The 18,656-nt window shown below is 35.6% G+C and carries 11 protein-coding genes and 2 pseudogenes; 5 read left to right on the forward strand and 8 right to left on the reverse strand.

What is annotated here, in order from left to right; translation table 11 throughout:
- A partial coding sequence (locus F6K54_RS21835) for a DUF819 family protein (RefSeq protein WP_293081832.1) occupies positions 1-562 on the forward strand: 562 nt, incomplete at its 5' end.
- A gap of 258 nt (positions 563-820) precedes the next feature.
- Here F6K54_RS21835 and F6K54_RS21840 read toward each other — a convergent pair.
- Positions 821-2,605, reverse strand: coding sequence for a metallophosphoesterase (locus F6K54_RS21840; RefSeq protein ID WP_293081835.1), 1,785 nt, complete (start codon positions 2,603-2,605; stop codon positions 821-823).
- 1,465 nt (positions 2,606-4,070) lie between these two features.
- On the opposite strand from F6K54_RS21840, the gene F6K54_RS21845 reads away from it, so the two are divergent.
- Positions 4,071-4,934, forward strand: coding sequence for a sulfotransferase domain-containing protein (locus tag F6K54_RS21845; protein ID WP_293081838.1), 864 nt, complete (start codon positions 4,071-4,073; stop codon positions 4,932-4,934).
- Between the two features lie 819 nt (positions 4,935-5,753).
- On the opposite strand, the gene F6K54_RS21850 is transcribed toward F6K54_RS21845, so the two are convergent.
- The 3 genes and pseudogenes from F6K54_RS21850 to F6K54_RS21860 form a co-directional block, all read right to left on the reverse strand.
- Complete coding sequence (locus F6K54_RS21850) at positions 5,754-6,557, reverse strand: hypothetical protein (RefSeq protein WP_293081841.1); 804 nt, start codon at positions 6,555-6,557, stop codon at positions 5,754-5,756.
- A gap of 345 nt (positions 6,558-6,902) precedes the next feature.
- A pseudogene (locus F6K54_RS21855) lies at positions 6,903-8,079 on the reverse strand (RNA-guided endonuclease InsQ/TnpB family protein).
- 61 nt (positions 8,080-8,140) lie between these two features.
- Positions 8,141-8,317 carry a hypothetical protein gene (locus F6K54_RS21860; protein ID WP_293081844.1) on the reverse strand — a complete coding sequence of 59 codons (177 nt, stop codon included), beginning with the start codon at positions 8,315-8,317 and terminating at the stop codon, positions 8,141-8,143.
- Between the two features lie 171 nt (positions 8,318-8,488).
- On the opposite strand from F6K54_RS21860, the gene F6K54_RS21865 reads away from it, so the two are divergent.
- The 3 genes from F6K54_RS21865 to F6K54_RS21875 all read left to right on the forward strand — a co-directional run bounded on the left by F6K54_RS21865 (position 8,489) and on the right by F6K54_RS21875 (position 16,056).
- Positions 8,489-10,306, forward strand: a complete 1,818-nt coding sequence (locus F6K54_RS21865) for an aspartate kinase (RefSeq protein WP_293081847.1) — start codon at positions 8,489-8,491, stop codon at positions 10,304-10,306.
- Between the two features lie 2,631 nt (positions 10,307-12,937).
- Positions 12,938-13,924, forward strand: a complete 987-nt coding sequence (locus tag F6K54_RS21870; protein ID WP_293081850.1) for a lysylphosphatidylglycerol synthase transmembrane domain-containing protein — start codon at positions 12,938-12,940, stop codon at positions 13,922-13,924.
- A gap of 608 nt (positions 13,925-14,532) precedes the next feature.
- Positions 14,533-16,056, forward strand: a complete 1,524-nt coding sequence (locus F6K54_RS21875) for a glycosyltransferase family 39 protein (RefSeq protein WP_293081852.1) — start codon at positions 14,533-14,535, stop codon at positions 16,054-16,056.
- Between the two features lie 337 nt (positions 16,057-16,393).
- Here the strand turns inward: F6K54_RS21875 and F6K54_RS21880 are convergent, their stop codons facing one another.
- The 4 genes and pseudogenes from F6K54_RS21880 to F6K54_RS43085 all read right to left on the reverse strand — a co-directional run bounded on the left by F6K54_RS21880 (position 16,394) and on the right by F6K54_RS43085 (position 18,041).
- A complete protein-coding gene (locus F6K54_RS21880; protein WP_293081855.1) occupies positions 16,394-16,975 on the reverse strand; it encodes a hypothetical protein in 582 nt (193 codons plus the stop codon).
- Between the two features lie 163 nt (positions 16,976-17,138).
- Positions 17,139-17,360 carry an HAD family hydrolase gene (locus F6K54_RS21885; RefSeq protein ID WP_293081857.1) on the reverse strand — a complete coding sequence of 74 codons (222 nt, stop codon included), beginning with the start codon at positions 17,358-17,360 and terminating at the stop codon, positions 17,139-17,141.
- Between the two features lie 82 nt (positions 17,361-17,442).
- Positions 17,443-17,928: pseudogene (locus tag F6K54_RS21890) on the reverse strand (RNA-guided endonuclease InsQ/TnpB family protein); the annotation flags it as partial.
- Positions 17,907-18,041: a hypothetical protein gene (locus F6K54_RS43085; protein WP_366558191.1), complete on the reverse strand. Its 135-nt coding sequence runs from the start codon at positions 18,039-18,041 to the stop codon at positions 17,907-17,909. The pseudogene F6K54_RS21890 and the gene F6K54_RS43085, both read right to left, overlap by 22 nt.
- Positions 18,042-18,656 lie beyond the last annotated feature (615 nt).

Consider the following 18,656-nt stretch of genomic DNA (forward strand, 5'->3'; position numbering starts at 1 on the left):
TCTAGAACAAAGTAAAAGGAATTTTTCTGAGTCACTAACACAAGAATTATCTGTTCTAGATATGAGTCAAGCATTAGCTATTAGTGGAATTTCAGGTGCATTAGGTATTAGTATTGCTAATTTATTAGGCATTTCTAAAGCAGCAATTTTATTCACCACTATTTTAATAGTTTCTCTAGCCACAATATTTCCCCAATATTTAGGAAAATTAACAGTAGCAGACAAAATTGGTACTTTATTAATGCAGATATTTTTTGCCGTAATTGGAGCTAGTGCTAATATCTGGAAAGTTCTAGAATTTGGACCATTTTTATTTTTTTTCGCTGGGGTAATTTTGACCGTTCATTTACTTTTTCTGTTACTAGCTGGTAAATTATTAAACTTAGAATTAGCTGAGTTAGTTGTCGCTTCTAACGCCAATTTGGGAGGTCCTACTACTGCTGCTGCTATGGCAAAAGCCAAAAATTGGTATCAATTAGTAACTCCTGCCATTCTTTGTGGTATTTTTGGTTATGCTTTAGCTACTTTTATTGGAGTTGCTCTAGCTAATTTTTTGGGTTAAAAAATAGGGGAAGGAGTCAGGAGTCAGGAGTCAGGAGTCAGGAGGAAATGGGAGTTGTAGGGGCATCTATCTGAATCGCCCGTACAGAAGAATAGTCCCTTAATTTTTCTGCCTCGCGTTACCCCAAAATCCTCACTTTTTCAGCTCTATTGATCGAAAAGCTGGTACTTTTTCCAAACCTAAAATTGCTCAAAGTTTTATCTGTCAATGCTTTGTTATTTGATCGGCAAACCCTACCTATTCCCTATTCCATACTCCCTAAAAAAGTTTAAATTCATCAAATTTTACTACATTAGAATTAGGTTTTCTGGTATCAAAATAGTAACTACTAACTGTTCCTGTCTCGGTCTCAAAAATACTAAAAACTGTAATATCATTACTAGCAATATAAGGTTGAGGTTTTCCCTTTTCATCTAGCAAAGGTGCAATGGTTGGAATTATCGGTTCTAAACCATTAGGATTACCAACTTCAGCATATTTTTCCTGATAATCTAAAGGTACATTTCGCTTTTTATCTTCTACATAAGCTCCATAACTATTACCCACATTTGATGTTTCTAGAAAGTGCATTCCACTCGGACTAACAAAACGATTCCAAAGATGAGAATGCCCATAAAATACTAACTGTACGCCAGCAGTTTCTAACAAAGGTAAAACATCTCGAATAATATAGTCATTTTGTTGGGGATATTCATAACGAATCATCGTAATATTGCCATTTTTATCTCTGTCAATAAATTGCACTGGATTAGTATAAGCAGGAGCAATATTTTCACCAAGAGAATGAGGCGGATGGTGAAACATTACGACTTTGTATTTAGCTTGTTTAAATTCCTCACTTGCCAATTCTTTTTCTAACCAATTATATTGCTCGCTACCTCGATCGATAGGTTCAAAAATATGCTGACCATAACCCCATTCAGTCGGGTTATCAAAATCTTTTTTTCGCTCCCGATATTTACCTCTCGCATTATCTCTTAAATGAGGAACTCTCCAGATATTCGTAATATATAAAACTACTAAACGTACATCGCCAAAAGTTACAGCATAATAATTTTTTTCTTCTGAACCATTTTGAGGTAGCGTAAAAATTTCTTGGTAAGTGTCAGTATTAAAAGAATTATTTTTTAACCAAGCTATATCAGGATTAATATTTGTGGAATTTTGCCTATATAAATCTGATGCAGCATCCCGTGGGTAGGGTTGACTAAATTGGTAATTTAAAGAAGTTTTCATGGAAAATATACCCATTACTTCGTGGTTGCCAATTGCTGGAAAAAGAGGCATATTTTGGATTAACTCCCCACCTTTATAAATAGTTTTTTTGCCATTTTTTTCTAATTCATAATTAGCCCTACCTTGGAGATTAGAAAAAAAAGAATTTCCTCGATTATCATCAAACCATTCTGAGGCACGATCAGGAATATTAACTAAATCTCCAGCAAAAAAAATAGCGTCTAATTTATCAAAATTTTCTGTTACCTTTTGTAGATTTGCAGAAGTCATTGGTTTTAATTGATGGTCGGAAGTTAGGAGAATTTTTAAAGGTCTATCAGAGGTTGGTTTAGCAGCCAAAGTAAAAATTTTGCTCCTCATATTTTCCCCATTTTCTTTTTGGCTAATAATTTGATATGGCACAGAAATATTAGGTGTTAAACCAATAACTTTGGCTTCATGTCGCCAGATATCTCGCATAATAGGTTGTTGATAAATTAAACCTTTTTCTGTTTGTTTTCCTACGCGAGAATCTTGGTCTTCACGAGTGCGACTTAGTTTAGTAGTATTTGCCTCAACAATTTGATTCAAATTTTCACCATAAACTACAAAATGACCTTTGCCAGGAAATTTAGTAAACCAAACAACTTGTACAGACTTTTCTGTTGGAGCTTGGAGAAATGGATCTGTTAAAAATTGGGCTGGAGATTCGAGAGAATACATGATTATAAATATGAAAATAACAACAATAATTAAAATACCAAAAATCCATGGATTACGATAAGAATCTCTGGGATTTTCAAATGTTTCTGGAGGAGGATAGAACATAGAAATAATTAGAGCAATTTGAAAAAAGGTGCTGCTGAATTAGTGTATAATATTAATCTTAATTATTTAGGAGTCAACCCAATAAGTCAGAAAGAAGGAAGAAGGAAGAAGGAAGAAGGGGGAATTTTTCAAATAAAGGGAACAATGAGAGATATAACTATCTAAAATGAATTGGAACAGTTATTTCTAAGCATATTCGATTGGGTGCATCTCATATTTGCAAAAATACTTTTTTCCTATATATTCCCTATTCTCTATTTCCTGTTACCTAAAAGCGATAAGTAAGCATTCAGCGGTCAGTTATCAGCTTTATTACCTTGAGTGGACAATTTCAACTCGTTGTTCTTGTGCTTTAATTCTTTGTTCAAAAATGCAGCAGAAGTTAAGCAAATACTTGGTTCATTCATTTTTATTGCTGTTTGCGTAGCATTCCGAAGGAAGAGCTGACTGCTAATAGCTGAATGCTTACAGCGATAAATTTTTGGCTTTATTCAAAATTGAGATGCACCCATCCGATTTACCTCTACCTTTTGTGGTATTCTTGTTTCAAAATAGTATAGCAATCCTATTTAAGTTGTAATATTTTGGTAGTAGTTAGGAGTAAGATAGGGGAGCAGTCGGATTGGCGACTTCAAGAATTAAGAATTTAGAATTAAGAATTTAGAATTACCTCTCCTTGGAAATAAGAGGATTAGGTTAAAAGGAATTTTTTTCTTTTTTATCCATGAATGGAGAGGCTTTAAACCTTAATTTTTCGGTAAAAAATTTTCAAGATTTTAAGTCCAAATTAACTATTATAAAAATTGTCACAGCAAATTTAAAATTGCTATATTATTCAATAGATATCTCCGAAAAAGATATAGGTTTTTTGCAGGAGTAGGCAACAGGCAACAGTTCAATAATGGATAATTAATAATGGATAATTGATAATTACCTATTCCTAAAAGGAAGAGGATTGAATAAAAGGAAAATTTTTTCTTGTTTCTCCTTTAAAGGAGAGGCTTTAAACCTTAATTATTCGGTAAGATATTTTTACGAAAAAGGCACGAAAAAATATTTTTTAGGGTTAATTTTTCGTATCCTTAGCCTGCTCTAATTAGGGTTTGCTGAAAAAGTATTATTGGTGAGGGAAGGAGATAGTAGACAGGAGATAGGAGAAATGGGAATGAGCGAGGAGGTAGGAGTAAGAATTGTAAGAATGATTTTTCTGCCCAATTATGCCCCTAAAATATGCTCCTTTTTGAGTGTTTTAGACTGAAACAGGCGCACTGCAATTCGACCCTAAAAAGGCTAAAACCAATATCAGTCAATGCTTTGATATTAGATCGGTAAGCCCTAATTAAAAGATTTATTTTCTGGAGATGTCTAATATTTACTCCCTCTTCCCTCTTCCTTCTTCCCTCTTCCTTCTTCCTTCTTCCTTCTTACTTTAACTAATAACTGAAATAACCAGGAATTTGCCTTGATGAAACAAAGTATAAAACCAAGCTATACACTGCACAAAAATTTTCGCCTACCAATGGGATTTTCTCCAAGAAATTTTGACTCTGGACTTACATATCAAGCTCAAACAACAGACACTTTTATTGTCACTTATCCTAAATGTGGAACAACTTGGACTCAATATATTGTTTGGATGTTATCTCACGATGGAAAACCATTATCTTTAGGTAAAAATATTAATTTAGAAGTTCCTCACCTGGAAGAAGTGGGAAGTGATTTTGTGAAATCTTTATCCGAACCTCGTTTCATAAAAACCCATTTGAATTACGATTTAACTCCCTATAATCCCGATTCAAAATACATTTATATAGCTCGTAATCCTTTCGACTGTGCTGTTTCTTTTTATTATCATACTAAAGGATTCATCAAACATTATGATTTTGCTGAAGGTACATTTGATGACTTTTTTGAATGTTTTATTAATGGAGAAGTAGACTGTGGAGATTACTTCGACCATTTAGTTGGTTGGGTGCAACATAAAAGCAATAAAAATGTTCTATTTTTAACTTATGAATCTATGAAAAATAACCCGAAAGAAAATATTATTGCCATAGCAAAGTTTTTAGGCGATCGCTATGTAGAAAAAATCGAAAATCCACAAATTCTAGAAAGCATTCTTTACCATACAAGCTTTACTAGCATGAGCAAAAATCAAAGTCGTTGGTCTAGTCAACGTCCTACTAATATGACTCCATTTATTCGTCAAGGAAAAGTAGGAGATTGGAAGTCACATTTCTCAGCTTCTCAAACTCAGAGATTAAGTCAAAAATTGAGGATAAGAACTGTTGGCACTGAAGCTGAAAAATTATGGAAAATTCCTGAATAATTCTGATTATTTTTCAAGGAAAAGTCAGGGATAATAGATTGTATTTCTCAGTCTTTTAAACCCATAAATTACAGTAATTTTGAGGATAGTGAGGTACACTTATAGGACTATTCTTATATTTCCTATTCCCTAGAACAATAAAACTTTGTACCTCATCAACTAGAAAACTATTGCAAGTCAAAAACTGAGGATAATAACTACGGTAGTCCTGCATAGTAATGGTATACAGGAAAAAGGAATACTAGGCACGGGAGCAAGATGCTCCCACTGTTCTCGTAACAAAAATAATGACAATGTACAACCATTACAATGCAGCACCACCATAACTACTAATATTGAAGCTGAAAATTTATGGTAAATTTATGAATAATTTGGAAAAAATGATGCTAAATAAGAAAAATAATTTGTCAAATCAACTAACACTATTTTCTCAAAAATAGGAAAAAAATTGATATAATTAAATCTGACGATTAGTTGTAACTTTTTGGTAAAAAAAATGGTTAATCAATATACAGGAATTACTAATTATATCATGTCCGGATAATCAGTGATAAAAAAACTTTCTCCCTTTAAACCAATATTCCCTTCTGCCTTCTGCCTCCAGCATAGCTGCCTTCCTTCCCCCTAAGTGTAAGTATTCAACCGGACATGATATAACAATTACCCTCTTTAGACAGGATGCTTATCAAAAATTATTTGATGAAGCAGGATTTGATTTCCAAGGTGTTAATAATGACAATAGCTTGGCGGTCTACAAAAAGAGATAAAAATCTATTGGTACTGAAACTGAAAATTTATAGTCTTTTCCTTCTAATAACTTTAAGTAAAATGTTTTAGATAGCCTTTTAGTCCACCAATATAAAATAGGTCTTTTAAATAAATATCTGTATCAGGTTTTAATAAATCTGTTGGTTTAAATCCACATAATATAGAACTGTAACTAAGATCTATTTGTGGAGAACTAGAATTCGTTATCATTCGGTATAGTATCAAATCTTTATCTATTTTTTCAATATCAACATAGCTAGATATTCTATCTCCTACTACCTGATTTAACAATAGAACAAAAATACAAACTTGGCTTTTATTTTGTTCTTTTTCACTTATTTTCCATTTAACTATATCTAGAAAATTCTGGCATAAATCATGTTCTAGGTTGACATATCCCTCAGATAACTCATAAATAAATTCATCTATTTCACAATCAATATCTTTCTCCAAGATTCTATTAAAGCAAGTAGTTTTAACTTGTAAACTTACTGCTCTCTTATCCCTTAAATAGAAATCTGTTCCATCATCTCCCCATTCATATAACTCGTAATCAACATCACTAATTAATTTACCTAAATATTGTTTTACAGATTCTTCTCCTATTTTACCTATTTTATAATTCATAAATTTATCGGGCAATAAATTCCCATGATTATATTTGTATGTTAACTCCGTACAAAACCAATTCATTTGTTCTTCTTTTTCATCATCACCATCACATACAGAATATAGATGAATAGCCTCATCAAAATCGTATTTTCCCCTTGTAAAACCAGGCATCATGTCTTTTAGTTTGATAATAAATTCATCTTGTTGTGATTCTAAAATTGTCATCCAATTAATTTCTGGCATGAGATAAATTATCAATATTTGACTCAAATTGACTCTTTTTTAAATATTAAATTATACAACATTTTAATCAATTCGGTTAAAAGTTATTAACCGAATCCTAACTTCGATCACAACACCATCACACCTTTAATATAATCCGACAATTTGTGGTCATGGATAAACGCTTGTGGTACAGTTTCCAGGGAGTCGTAACGATGTGTAATCAATGAAGACACATCTATCTGTTTCTCTTCCAGCGCTCTGAGTGCTTGAGAGTAGGTTAATGAGCGTCCCCGGTCGTTGAAATTTCCAGAACCTGCTTCATAAAACTGATATAAAACGTCACATAGCGTGACATTTTCATGTTTACTTCCTGCTTCCACCGGAACTGTCGGCAGCACTCCGTCCACAGGCATCAACGGTCAAGCCGACCGCACTTCTTGAGTGTGTCTTACATTCCGAGGAAACCTCGGAATTACACACTCGCTTTCTTAAATTAATTGAGGCATTCAAGTCTCTCTCAATGGATAAACCGCATTCTGGGCAGTCATAAGTTCTGATATTTAAAGGCATATCCTGTACATGACCACAATTAGAGCAAGTTTTTGATGATGGAAAAAATCTGTCTACTACTACTAATTCACAGCCATACCATTGACACTTGTATTCTAGCTGTCTTCTAAATTCATAAAATCACTATCTGCTAATTGATTTAGCTAGCTTATGGTTAGCTAACATACCAGACACATTGTCATACTTCAATCACAACAGTGCCGTGGTTTTTGGCTAAATATGTTGTCAATTTATCAAGTGCGTCTTTACGGATGTTAGCTACTCGTCTATGTTGTTTTGCTAGCTTGACTACAGCTTTGTACCAATTGCTTGAATGCTTAACTTTCCTACTCAGTTGTTGTTGTAACTTAGCTAATCTGTTTTGCGCTTTTTTGTAGGGCTTAATACTCTTGAATACTTCACCTGTACTTAGTGTTGCTAGTGTCTTAATTCCTAAATCTACACCTACAACTTCTGTGGTTTTTGGTGTTGAGGTTGGAGTAAATTCATAGCTGCAACTTAAATACCAGTCACCAGCTTGTCTGCTGATAGTTATTTTTTTAGTTGTTGCTTCAATTGGTTCATAAGTTTTGACTATACCAATAAAAGGTAATTTGTGATTCCATCCGTTTAATTCTATTGGTTTTCCACAATTATCTATGGTGAATGAATCAGACTTACCTTTCTTTTTAAATCTTGGGCGTTTACCTAAGCCTTGGAAGAACCTTTTAAATGCTTCACCCAAGTTAATAAAAGCATATTGATAAACTTTAGATGATAAGTTTTTCATCCAGGGGTAGAGTGGTTTGGTGTGATTGGTAAAAACCTCTCTGAGTTTACGAGGGTTGGGCTTGTAACCATCAATATATGCAGCATTCCATAGACTTAAACCCCAGTTGTAGCACCATCTGCTATAACCTGCGTGTTGTGCCATCAAAGTTTTTTGTTGATTATTTAATTTGAGTTTAGTTCTGATGGACTTCATGGAGATTGAGGGCAGTTTATCTAATGGTATGCTTTTTAACGTATTGTATCGTTATTATTTGATTAAGTCAATGTTCCCCAGAAAAAATGTGAAAGTCCGAACCGCATAAACCAACCGCTGATGTGCGTAACAGGATTTCATTAGAATCAACTTGAGGTTTAGGAACTTCACGGACTTTTAACTTGCCAAGATCGCACAGAACTAGCGCTTGCATTGTGGCAGTTTTATTTATTAGATTGTTCATAATATTCTGCTCCGTCAAACTAATACAATTTTTCTTAATGTTCTGAAATTAAAGTTATCACACCAAATTAAATATAAAAAGATACACTTTAATCAATCCGGTTTACAACTTTTAACGGAAGAATTTAAATTAATACAGTTTATATTTTAATAGTCTAATTCTGAAATCAATATGCTAATAGTCCAAAAATACGGTGGTACATCAGTCGGCTCTGTGGAAAGAATTAAAGCAGTGGCCCAACGTATAGCTAAAACAGCAAGCGATCGCTCAGTAGTAGTAGTAGTCTCAGCTATGGGAAAAACCACAGATGGTTTAGTCAAACTGGCAAAGGAAATCTCCTCCAACCCCTGTCGCCGAGAAATGGATATGCTATTATCCACAGGGGAACAAGTGACCATCGCTCTCTTGAGTATGGCCTTACAAGAGTTGGGAGTGTCAGCTATTTCCCTTACTGGAGCGCAGGTAGGAATAGTCACAGAAGCTGAACATTCCCGCGCTCGTATTTTACATATTCAAACCGAACGCATAGAAGAACATATTCAAATGGGAGAAGTTGTAGTCGTTGCAGGTTTCCAAGGTATTAGTCAGACTCGCTACCAGGAAATCACAACATTAGGTAGAGGCGGTTCGGATACTTCCGCAGTCGCTTTAGCAGCAGCACTCCAAGCAGAAAGATGTGAAATATATACAGACGTACCTGGAATTTTAACAACTGACCCCCGCATAGTACCTGAAGCGCAGTTAATGTCAGACATTACCTGTGATGAAATGTTGGAGTTGGCAAGTTTAGGGGCAAAAGTGCTGCACCCGAGAGCAGTGGAAATTGCTCGAAATTATGGAATGCCGTTAGTAGTTTTATCTAGTTGGAGCGATGCTCCTGGTACTCGTGTAGTTTCCCCAATACCCCAACATCGTGCTTTGCAAGATTTGGAGTTGACAAAATCTGTAGATGCTGTGGAATATGACATTAACCAAGGAGGAGTTTCTCTGTTGCGCGTTCCTGATCGCCCTGGTGTGGCAGCCAAATTATTTTCTGGTATTGCGGTACAAAATATAGATGTAGATTTGATTATTCAATCTATTCACGAAAGCAATACTAATGATATTGCCTTCACAGTCGGCAAAGATACTTTGAAACAAGCGGCAGCAGTAGCGGATGCTATACTACCTGCTTTAGGAAAAAATTCTGACCCCAGTTTGGGCGAACCGGAAGTCAGAACAGAAGAGCGACCTATTGCTAAAGTCAGTCTTGTGGGTGCGGGAATGATCGGACGACCACGAGTAGCAGCAAAAATGTTTGAGACTTTGGCAGCAGTAGGAGTAAATATATTAATGATTTCTACTTCGGAAGTTAAGGTCAGTTGTGTGGTTGATGCAGAAGATTGTGAAAAGGCGGTTAGTTCTTTGTGTCAAGCATTTGATGTGGATGTTGCAGATATTTCTACTAACTCTACTGCTTCTGAGTCGGAAGAAGTTACCCCACCAGTGCGAGCAGTTGCTTTAGACATGAAGCAAGCAAGACTAGCGGTACGTCAAATTCCGGATACTCCAGGTGTTGCAGCTAAAATATTTGGTTTATTGGCGCAGAATAATATTAGTGTGGATATGATTATTCAGTCACAACGTTGTCATAGTGTGAATGGGGTTTTGACTCGCGATCTTGCTTTTACTGTCTCCCAACCAGAGGGAGAAACTGCATATCAAATTTTGGTAAATGCAGCATTAGAGTTTGGTTGGGGAGAAGTGGTGTTGGAGAGTGCTATTTCTAAAGTGAGTGTAGTGGGGTCTGGAATGATTGCACATCCAGGGGTGGCAGCGCAAATGTTTGAGGCGTTGGCAGCAAGTCAAATCAATATTTTGATGATTGCTACTTCGGAAATTAAAATTAGTTGTGTGGTAGAAGAGGAGGATGGTGTAAAAGCGTTGCAAGCTATTCACAAAGCTTTTGGTTTGTCTGGTAATGAGGTTGTTAAAGTTCCGGCATATTGAAGAAGGAGTCAGTCCTCAGTCCTCAGGAGTCAGGAGAGAAAGAAAGGTTCAAAGGGTAATTTGGCGTTGGTGAATCAAACTTAGGACTTACGCAGATACGCTATATATAGCGCTCAAAACTATTGTCCAACAGTTACTTTACTCTATAAATAGTGCCTTTCCGTAAGTCCTGAAACTATGAATTACAGCGCTTTTCACTCGAGTAGACCACAAAGTCAGGCATCTATTGTGGAATTCGCAGCCCTCGTTTCGCTTACCACCTAACACTTAACACCTACCACCTAACTTTTTAACTGTGGTTTACCCATTTAAAAACTGCTGTAAGATATTTGGACTGACCGTAATCAACATCAGAATTATGAATACCTCTTTCACTATAGCAATAGACATCTCTAGAAAATAAATCTTTTAATTAGAGCAGGCTAAGGATACGAAAAATTCACCCTAAAAAATCTTTTTTCGTGCCTTTTTCGTAAAAACATCTTATATCATGTCCGGTTGAACAGTGATAAATAAATAACTACGGAGGAGTCAGTCCTCAGTCCTCAGGAGTCAGGAGGAAAGAGGGAAGAAAGAAGAAGAACTGGAGTTGAAGGAGAAAGTTTTTTTATCACTAATTATCCGGACATGATATTACCTGTTGCCCGTTGCCAGATGAGCTGTTGCCTACTCCTGCAAAAAATCTATATCTTTTTCGGAGATGTCTAATGTGCGCTGACATATTTACACATTATTTTTTGTACACCTTTTCGCTTACTGCACTTTGAGCTGGACATGGCTTTGTTGCATGAAAGTATATAGCTGCCGCACTTGCTCCGCATATCTATAGCAATGTGCGCTGAAACTGCTGTAACTATTGGACAATAGATAAATAGAACATCAGTATTTGAAATCAAAAAGCTGAAACCTTTACAGGTAAAAGCTTTGATATTTTAACGGTCAGCCATAACTGGGGTCTGCTGAAAAAATTGGTTGGTGGGGGTAGGACACGGGGACACGGAGACGCGGAGACGCGGAGATTAGAGCGAATAGGCAACGGTTTCGGCCATTTTATGTGAAGAAATTTTCTTGAATTTCAGCAGAAAATTTCAGTAATATCATGTTCGGATAATCAGTTATAAAAAACCTTCTGCCTTCTAACCTTGCTCTTTCCCTTCTGCCTTCTGCCCTCAGCATAGCTGCCTTCGGTCTGCAGATATTATAAGTATTCAACCGAACATGATATAAATTGATGCCAAACTAGCTAATAACTAGGATATAAATTGAATATGAAAAGCTCCTAACTCTTGGCTATCCTGACTTTTAGCTTTATGAGCGCAAGCCCTAACTATTGGACAATAGTAAATAGAACATCAATAGTCGCCAAACAGAGCGATTAAGCTGCCGCACTTGCTCCGCCAACGCTTACTCCGCTAACGCTTTCTGTGCAGAGCAATAACTATTGGACAATAGTAAATAGAACATCAATAATCGCCAAACAGAGCGATTAAGCTGCCGCACTTGCTCCGCCAACGCTTACTCCGCTAACGCTTTCTGTGCAGAGCAATAACTATTGGACAATAGTAAATAGAACATCAATAATCGCCAAACAGAGCGATTAAGCTGCCGCACTTGCTCCGCCAACGCTTACTCCGCTAACGCTTTCTGTGCAGAGCAATAACTATTGGACAATAGTAAATAGAACATCAATAATCGCCAAACAGAGCGATTAAGCTGCCGCACTTGCTCCGCCAACGCTTTCTGTGCAGAGCAATAACTATTGGACAATAGTAAATAGAACATCAATAATCGCCAAACAGAGCGATTAAGCTGCCGCACTTACTCCGCCAACGCTTTCTGTGCAGAGCAATAACTATTGGACAATAGTAAATAGAACATCAATAGTCGCCAAACAGAGCGATTAAGCTGCCGCACTTGCTCCGCCAACGCTTTCTGTGCAGAGCAATAACTATTGGACAATAGTAAATAGAACATCAATAGTCGCCAAACAGAGCGATTAAGCTGCCGCACTTACTCCGCCAACGCTTTCTGTGCAGAGCAATAACTATTGGACAATAGTAAATAGAACATCAATAGTCGCCAAACAGAGCGATTAAGCTGCCGCACTTACTCCGCCAACGCTTTCTGTGCAGAGCAATAACTATTGGACAATAGTAAATAGGGCTTGCTGAAAAAGTCTTATGGGTGAGGGTAGAAGACAGGAGACAGGAGACAGGAGACAGAAGAAATGGGAATTTAGAGGAGGTAGTAGTTAAGAATTGTCCCAAGATTGTTCTGCCCAACTATGCACCTAAAATACTAACTTTTTGAGCGTGAAGAGCTGAAACAGGCGCACTTTTTTCGACCCTAAAAAGGTTAAAACCTTTACCTGTAAATGCTTTGATATTTAATCAGCAAGCCCTAAATAGAACATCAATAATCGCGTGCTTAGAGCGATTAAGCTGCGGAATGGATGTTAAGAACGCTACTTTCATGCAACAAAGCTGCTGGACATTGTAAATACCTGAGCGCTCATTGCTATACTTGTTCCCGAACAACTCATAAACGAAATAATCTGTAGGGACGTTGCATGCAACGTCCCTACCTTATTCCCTATTCCCTATAACTAATTACCCAGATTCTATATCACTTATGAAACGACTAATTTCTATAATTATCAGTTTACTTATTCTGACAGCTATCTATTGGAAAATTGATTTTTCTGGACTGATAAAAGTATTCCAAAATTCTCACCCTGTATGGATGGTAATTAGTGTTAGTATGATAGCGCCATTGACAATGTTAACTGCTTGGCGATTACAACAATTAATGCCAAAAAGAGGGAATAAATCATCATCTTATCTAAATTTTGGAGAAGCAAATCAATTAATTTTAGCTGCCAGTGTATTAAATATGATATTACCCTCAAAAATGGGGGATATTGTCAAAGCTTATTTTATGAAACAAAGAGGACATTTAGAGGGAAGTTTATCTCTTTCTCTAGTGATATTTGAAAAGGCTTGCGATTTAGTTTCTTTGTTAATCTGGTGTGCTTTTGGATTGATTGTTTATCCAGAAAAAGATTTATTATTTTGGGTGATGACTGCTGGAGTAACTTTAGGATTAATTATTGGATTATTATTATTATCTTCTCGCAAATTTACTAATATATTTTTTCAAATAGCACGGAAAATTGCTCCGAAAAAAATATATTCAAAGATTGATAGTTTAGAGCTTTCTTGGATAGAAATGCACAGATATTTTTGGCATGACAAAGTACAATTAACGAAAATTGCTACTACTTCAATATTTATCTGGTTCGGACATCTATTACAAATTTGGTTTTTTACTCTAGCGTTAAATGTTTCGGTTCCACTTTTGGCAAGTTTAGCATTATCTCCCTTAGCAATTTTGGCTGGATTATTACCTTTAACTTTTGCTGGAGTTGGTACTCGTGATGCTGCTTTTATTCTGTTTTATCAACCTTATTTTTCTACAGAAGTTGGGGCGGCTTTAGGATTACTTTGTACATCCCGTTATGTATTACCAGCAATTGCTGGTTTACCATTTTTCGGGAAATATTTAGTTGGAATAAACAAGATGGAAAGTCTCAGAAAATCTGAGGGAATAGGGGAGTAGGGAAGTGTGGGAGGCTTAAAACCTTTGTAACACAGGCATCTTGCCTGTCAAAGTTGTACCTCGCCTTAATTTAATGCCTAAAACCATTAAAAACATTATTAGCAAAAACTCCAGGTTTGGTAGGGGGTTTGGAGACTAAACCCCTAGGAGGCAAGATGCCTGTGTTATACCAATTTTATAAATGTTTGCTACAAATAGCTAGGGTATTTCTTAGAATCCAGAATTCAGAATCCAGAATTCAGAATGGATAGATTTAATACCATTTTTGATGTTTTAAATTATCTTTTTCGTCAAATATACTTGATTTGAAAGTTTATTTATGATTCTTATTATTCGTAACAATCTTTTTTAAAAATGGTGTTATACCAAGCGTGAAAAAAGAATGCTATACTTGGGTGAAACTCCCATTATTAAGGAATAAATACTGACTGAATAGCTTTTTTGATAATTATTAGTCAATTAGTGTTAATTATTCTTATTTTTCCTTCTCTCCCCTTACTCCTATACTTAAGAAAGTGTAGCAAAAATTTATTAAATTCCTATTAGTTTTGTGCAGCTATTACAGGCAAGATGCCTGTGTTACACCGGATTTGTTGAGGATGGAAATTATGGGAAATAAAAAGTTATATTTACCAGATTTTAAGTTTTTATTTGACAGACCAATACTATCTTATATAATTATTGCTTTTGGGGTGGCTGTAAGGTTAGTTCAATATTTATCTAATCGTTCTCTATGGGCGGATGAAGCGGTTTTGGCTTTGAATATTATCAATCGTTCTTATTTGGAATTGTTCCAATCTTTGGATTATGACCAAGGTGCGCCGATTGGTTTTTTGATGGTAGAAAAATTGGCAGTTCAGATATTAGGGAATAATGAGTATGCTCTACGTTTATTTCCTTTTATTTGTGGCGTAGGTTCGTTATTTTTATTTTATGAATTAGCAAAAAAATTGATTTCTAAACCTGCTATTCCTATAGGCTTAATTTTGTTTGCCAGTTTGGAATACTTAGTCTACTATTCCGCAGAAGTAAAACAATATTCTAGTGATGTAGCGATCGCTCTCTTTTTATATCTACTGTTACTACCTTTGGTTAAGGCAAAATTGAGCTTTGGTCAAATGATTAGATTTTCTTTGCTCGGAGCGATCGCTATTTGGTTTTCTCATCCTTCTATCTTTATTTTGGCAAGTATTGGGGGTAGTGCTTTACTAATTAATTTTTGGCAGAAAGACCTGAGTAAAGTCAAAAATTTATTACTCATTTATTCAGCTTGGGTTTTAAGTTTTGTCATCTTTTATTTTGTGTCTTTGAGAAATTTAACTGGCAATGAAACTCTAACAACTTCTTGGGGAAAAGCTTTTCCTAGTTCCCCATTTGATATTGTTTGGATGTTTGATGCTTTTGGCAAATTTTTCTATAAACCTTTGGGTTTTACTAAATGGATGGATGGATTAGCTATTATCCTTTTTTTAATAGGTTGTATTTCTTGTTGGTTGAGCAGAAAAGAAATTTTGTTGCTATTACTTTCTCCATTATTCGTAACTTTTCTGGCATCCTTTTTACACCAATACCCATTTCGCAGTCGTCTAGTTTTATTTCTCACTCCATTCGTAATTTTTCTCATAGCAGCAGGTGGAGGTTATATTCTGAGAAAATCTAAAGCTCGACCGATAAAAATTATTGGTATTTTCTTGGTTATCTTATTGTTATATAAACCTTTATCAAAAGCCATTGATTTGATAGAAGACCCCATAACTTACTCAGAAATTAAACCTGTGCTGAATTATATTCAAAAAAATCAACAACCAGGGGATGTTTTATATATTTATCAACGAGGAATATATCAATTTCAGTATTATGCAGAAAAATATGGTTATCAGGAAGGAGATTATATTATTGGTGTGGATGATTTAGATAAATATGATGGTCAAGAATTATCAATTGCTGAAATGACAAGATATGAAAAAGACTTAGATAAACTGCGGGGAAATAAGAGAGTTTGGTTATTATTTTCTCATACTCATATTCCCGCAGAAAGGAGATTTTTAAATTATTATTTGAATGAAATTGGTCTGAGGATGGATACCTTTGAAAAGCCAGGGTCTTATGTATATTTGTATGATTTTAGTTAAGGTCTGGGTTGGTATTTGAGAATTATCAAAATAATATGGGTCGCGCAACCCCGCCTTTGAAGGCAGGGCTGTTTCAAAGTATTGTAGATTAAGGATGAGCGGGAGAATGGGAGTAATGGGGATAGTGGAACAGTGAAATTTGCCAAAATTTGCCGATTTTGAGCGCCAATAAGCCTCTTTAAGCTATAAGAGAATATTTGGTTCAACGCCGCTTAAAAGCCTCCATCCCCGTGTCTCCGTTTCTCCGCGTCCCCGTGTCTATCGAGAATGAAACAGCCCTACTCCACCGGAGGGGTTAAGGGTAGGTTAACTTCTGACTTCTGACTTCGTTAGCAGGTTAGGGCATGAATCGATGCACCCACATATTTTTGTAACTAGAGTCTAACTCCCCTTGGTTGTAGATACTTTGAGCATCTCCATAACTGCTACTGGCAACACAAGCTGCATAGATACAATAGCTGGAATAATAGCCATCGTAGAAATCCCCTCCCAGATCGTACCTCCAGTTAGGTGCATCGAATTCGCTCCAGGGATCTTTAACCTCAAACTTATAACTATTGTTTTCAGTATTGATTTCCAGACCTGAGAGGCAAATTACATGACCTGAATGAGTTAACCAACCATGGGTAATCAGAAAATCTCCCTCTTCCAGCCAGGTTTTTACATCATCAAGGGAAGCATTCAGATACAATTCATAATTAACCGGAAACTGACGAATCACATCGGCCATTACTTGCGGATCGCCAGGACTGCCGATGGCTTCCAACCGCTGACGAATATCTTCAATATTTGGGTCATCAACAGCCATAGCAATACAGGTACTCTGGCAAGTGTAGGAATCGGGTTGGCTTAGATTAAGAACTTTAAGTTTGGTATGGTAATCCCGAATAGCATTCATGGTTTCAGGACTTGCTGGCATAGTTTAATCTCCTAAGTTTAAATTTTAGTTGGACGAAAGCTAAAACCATAATTATTCTGTAACAAAACAGAAAATTGGGTTTTGATCAAAATGAGTTTGCAATTAAGACGATTTTTAAACATCATTTCTGACAAATTTATCGTAACTCTGAAAAAGGCAGATTTTAACTATTCTCTAAACCTATTTTATCAGTAAAAATATCTGGTGTTGGTAAGAAGGGTATAGCCCACCAGGGATTATGTTGTTCTAACTCCTCCAATTTATACGAACCAGTAGCAACAGCAATATACCTAGCACCAATTGCCTGACAACAGCTTATATCATGTGGCGTATCTCCTATCACATAAACTTTTTCTAAGGTGACATACTCCCGACTTTGAGACAAGCTACAAAGCGGGCTACGAGCGCGACTCTACTGTGTAGACATAAGCTGAACTAACAAGGAATGCCCTTCCTCTTCAATTGATTTAGAATAGGCTCAATTGAGTACCTTGATATGATTCAAATTTGATTGGTGGCAACAAGTCTTTAATCAATACTTTGGCTCTATTTCTAATATTAATTGCAGCATTATAATCACGTCCGATTGATAGATTACACTTAGGACAATCATGCTGTCTTTGAGCCAAAGTTTTCTTAACTTTATGACCACAATTACTACATTCAGTTGACGTCCCGTGAGGTTTAACCTCTACAATTAGCTGACCAGCTTTTTCCTCTTTCAGAGGAGCTGCGCTAACGGCTTTGTTAGCTAATATAGTCTTGAAGTTTCCCCAACCTGCATCATGTACAGACTTAGCTAATCTAGATTTAGTCATGCCTTTAATATTCAACTTTTCTACTGCTACAATGTCATACTTAGATAACAATTCATTAGCAGTTTTAAAGTGAAAATATTTTCTAGTATCAGCTACTTTTCTATGTTTCTTAGCTAATTGTTTAATTGCCTTTTGCCTACGTTTAGAGCCTTTTTTTCTTCTAGATACTTTCCTTTGAGCTGACTTGAGTTTTCGTTACCAGTGGTTAATAATGTGCCGTCAATATCCCAAAATAGTATTGTAGTCATTTTGATTCGGAGTAACTGGTTAATTTTTTAGAAATTAATAAATATTTTCTACTTTTAACTATTATTTTGTAAGCATTCAGCTATTGCTTTTAGTTTTAGATAAAAGCTTTACTAATTGAGGCAGAATTTATACTTAACTATAAAAGCTAGCTGAAACAGTCTATGTTCATTAAAACTCATTCTTTTCGAGGAGAGGTAATTGTTAATTATTAATTATTAATTGTTGAATAATATTCTATTTTTTCTTACTTTTAAAGTTTTAAAATTTGCCTTTTGACATAATTTTAGATAGCTTTTGTAGATATAGAAACCCCAAATGATTAGTGAAAAAAACAGTAGGGGGTTTGGTCTCCAAATCCCATTTTTGCTTGAGTTTAGATACCAAGCCTCTATAATAAAATTTTATAGCCTATGGGCAGATTACTATAGGTTTTGATTTTGACTTATTTAGGGCTTGCTGATTAATTATCAAAGCATTGACAGATAAAGACTTTAGCCTTTTTGGGGTAGAAAAAAGTGCCCCTATTTTAGTCTAAAACGTTCAAAAATTTAGTATTTTAGGCTCATAATAGATACTTTTGAAAAGTTTGGAGCTTATATATCTTTGTATATTAT

It is taken from the genome of Okeania sp. SIO3B5 (genome assembly GCF_010692555.1).
Taxonomy (GTDB): domain Bacteria; phylum Cyanobacteriota; class Cyanobacteriia; order Cyanobacteriales; family Microcoleaceae; genus Okeania.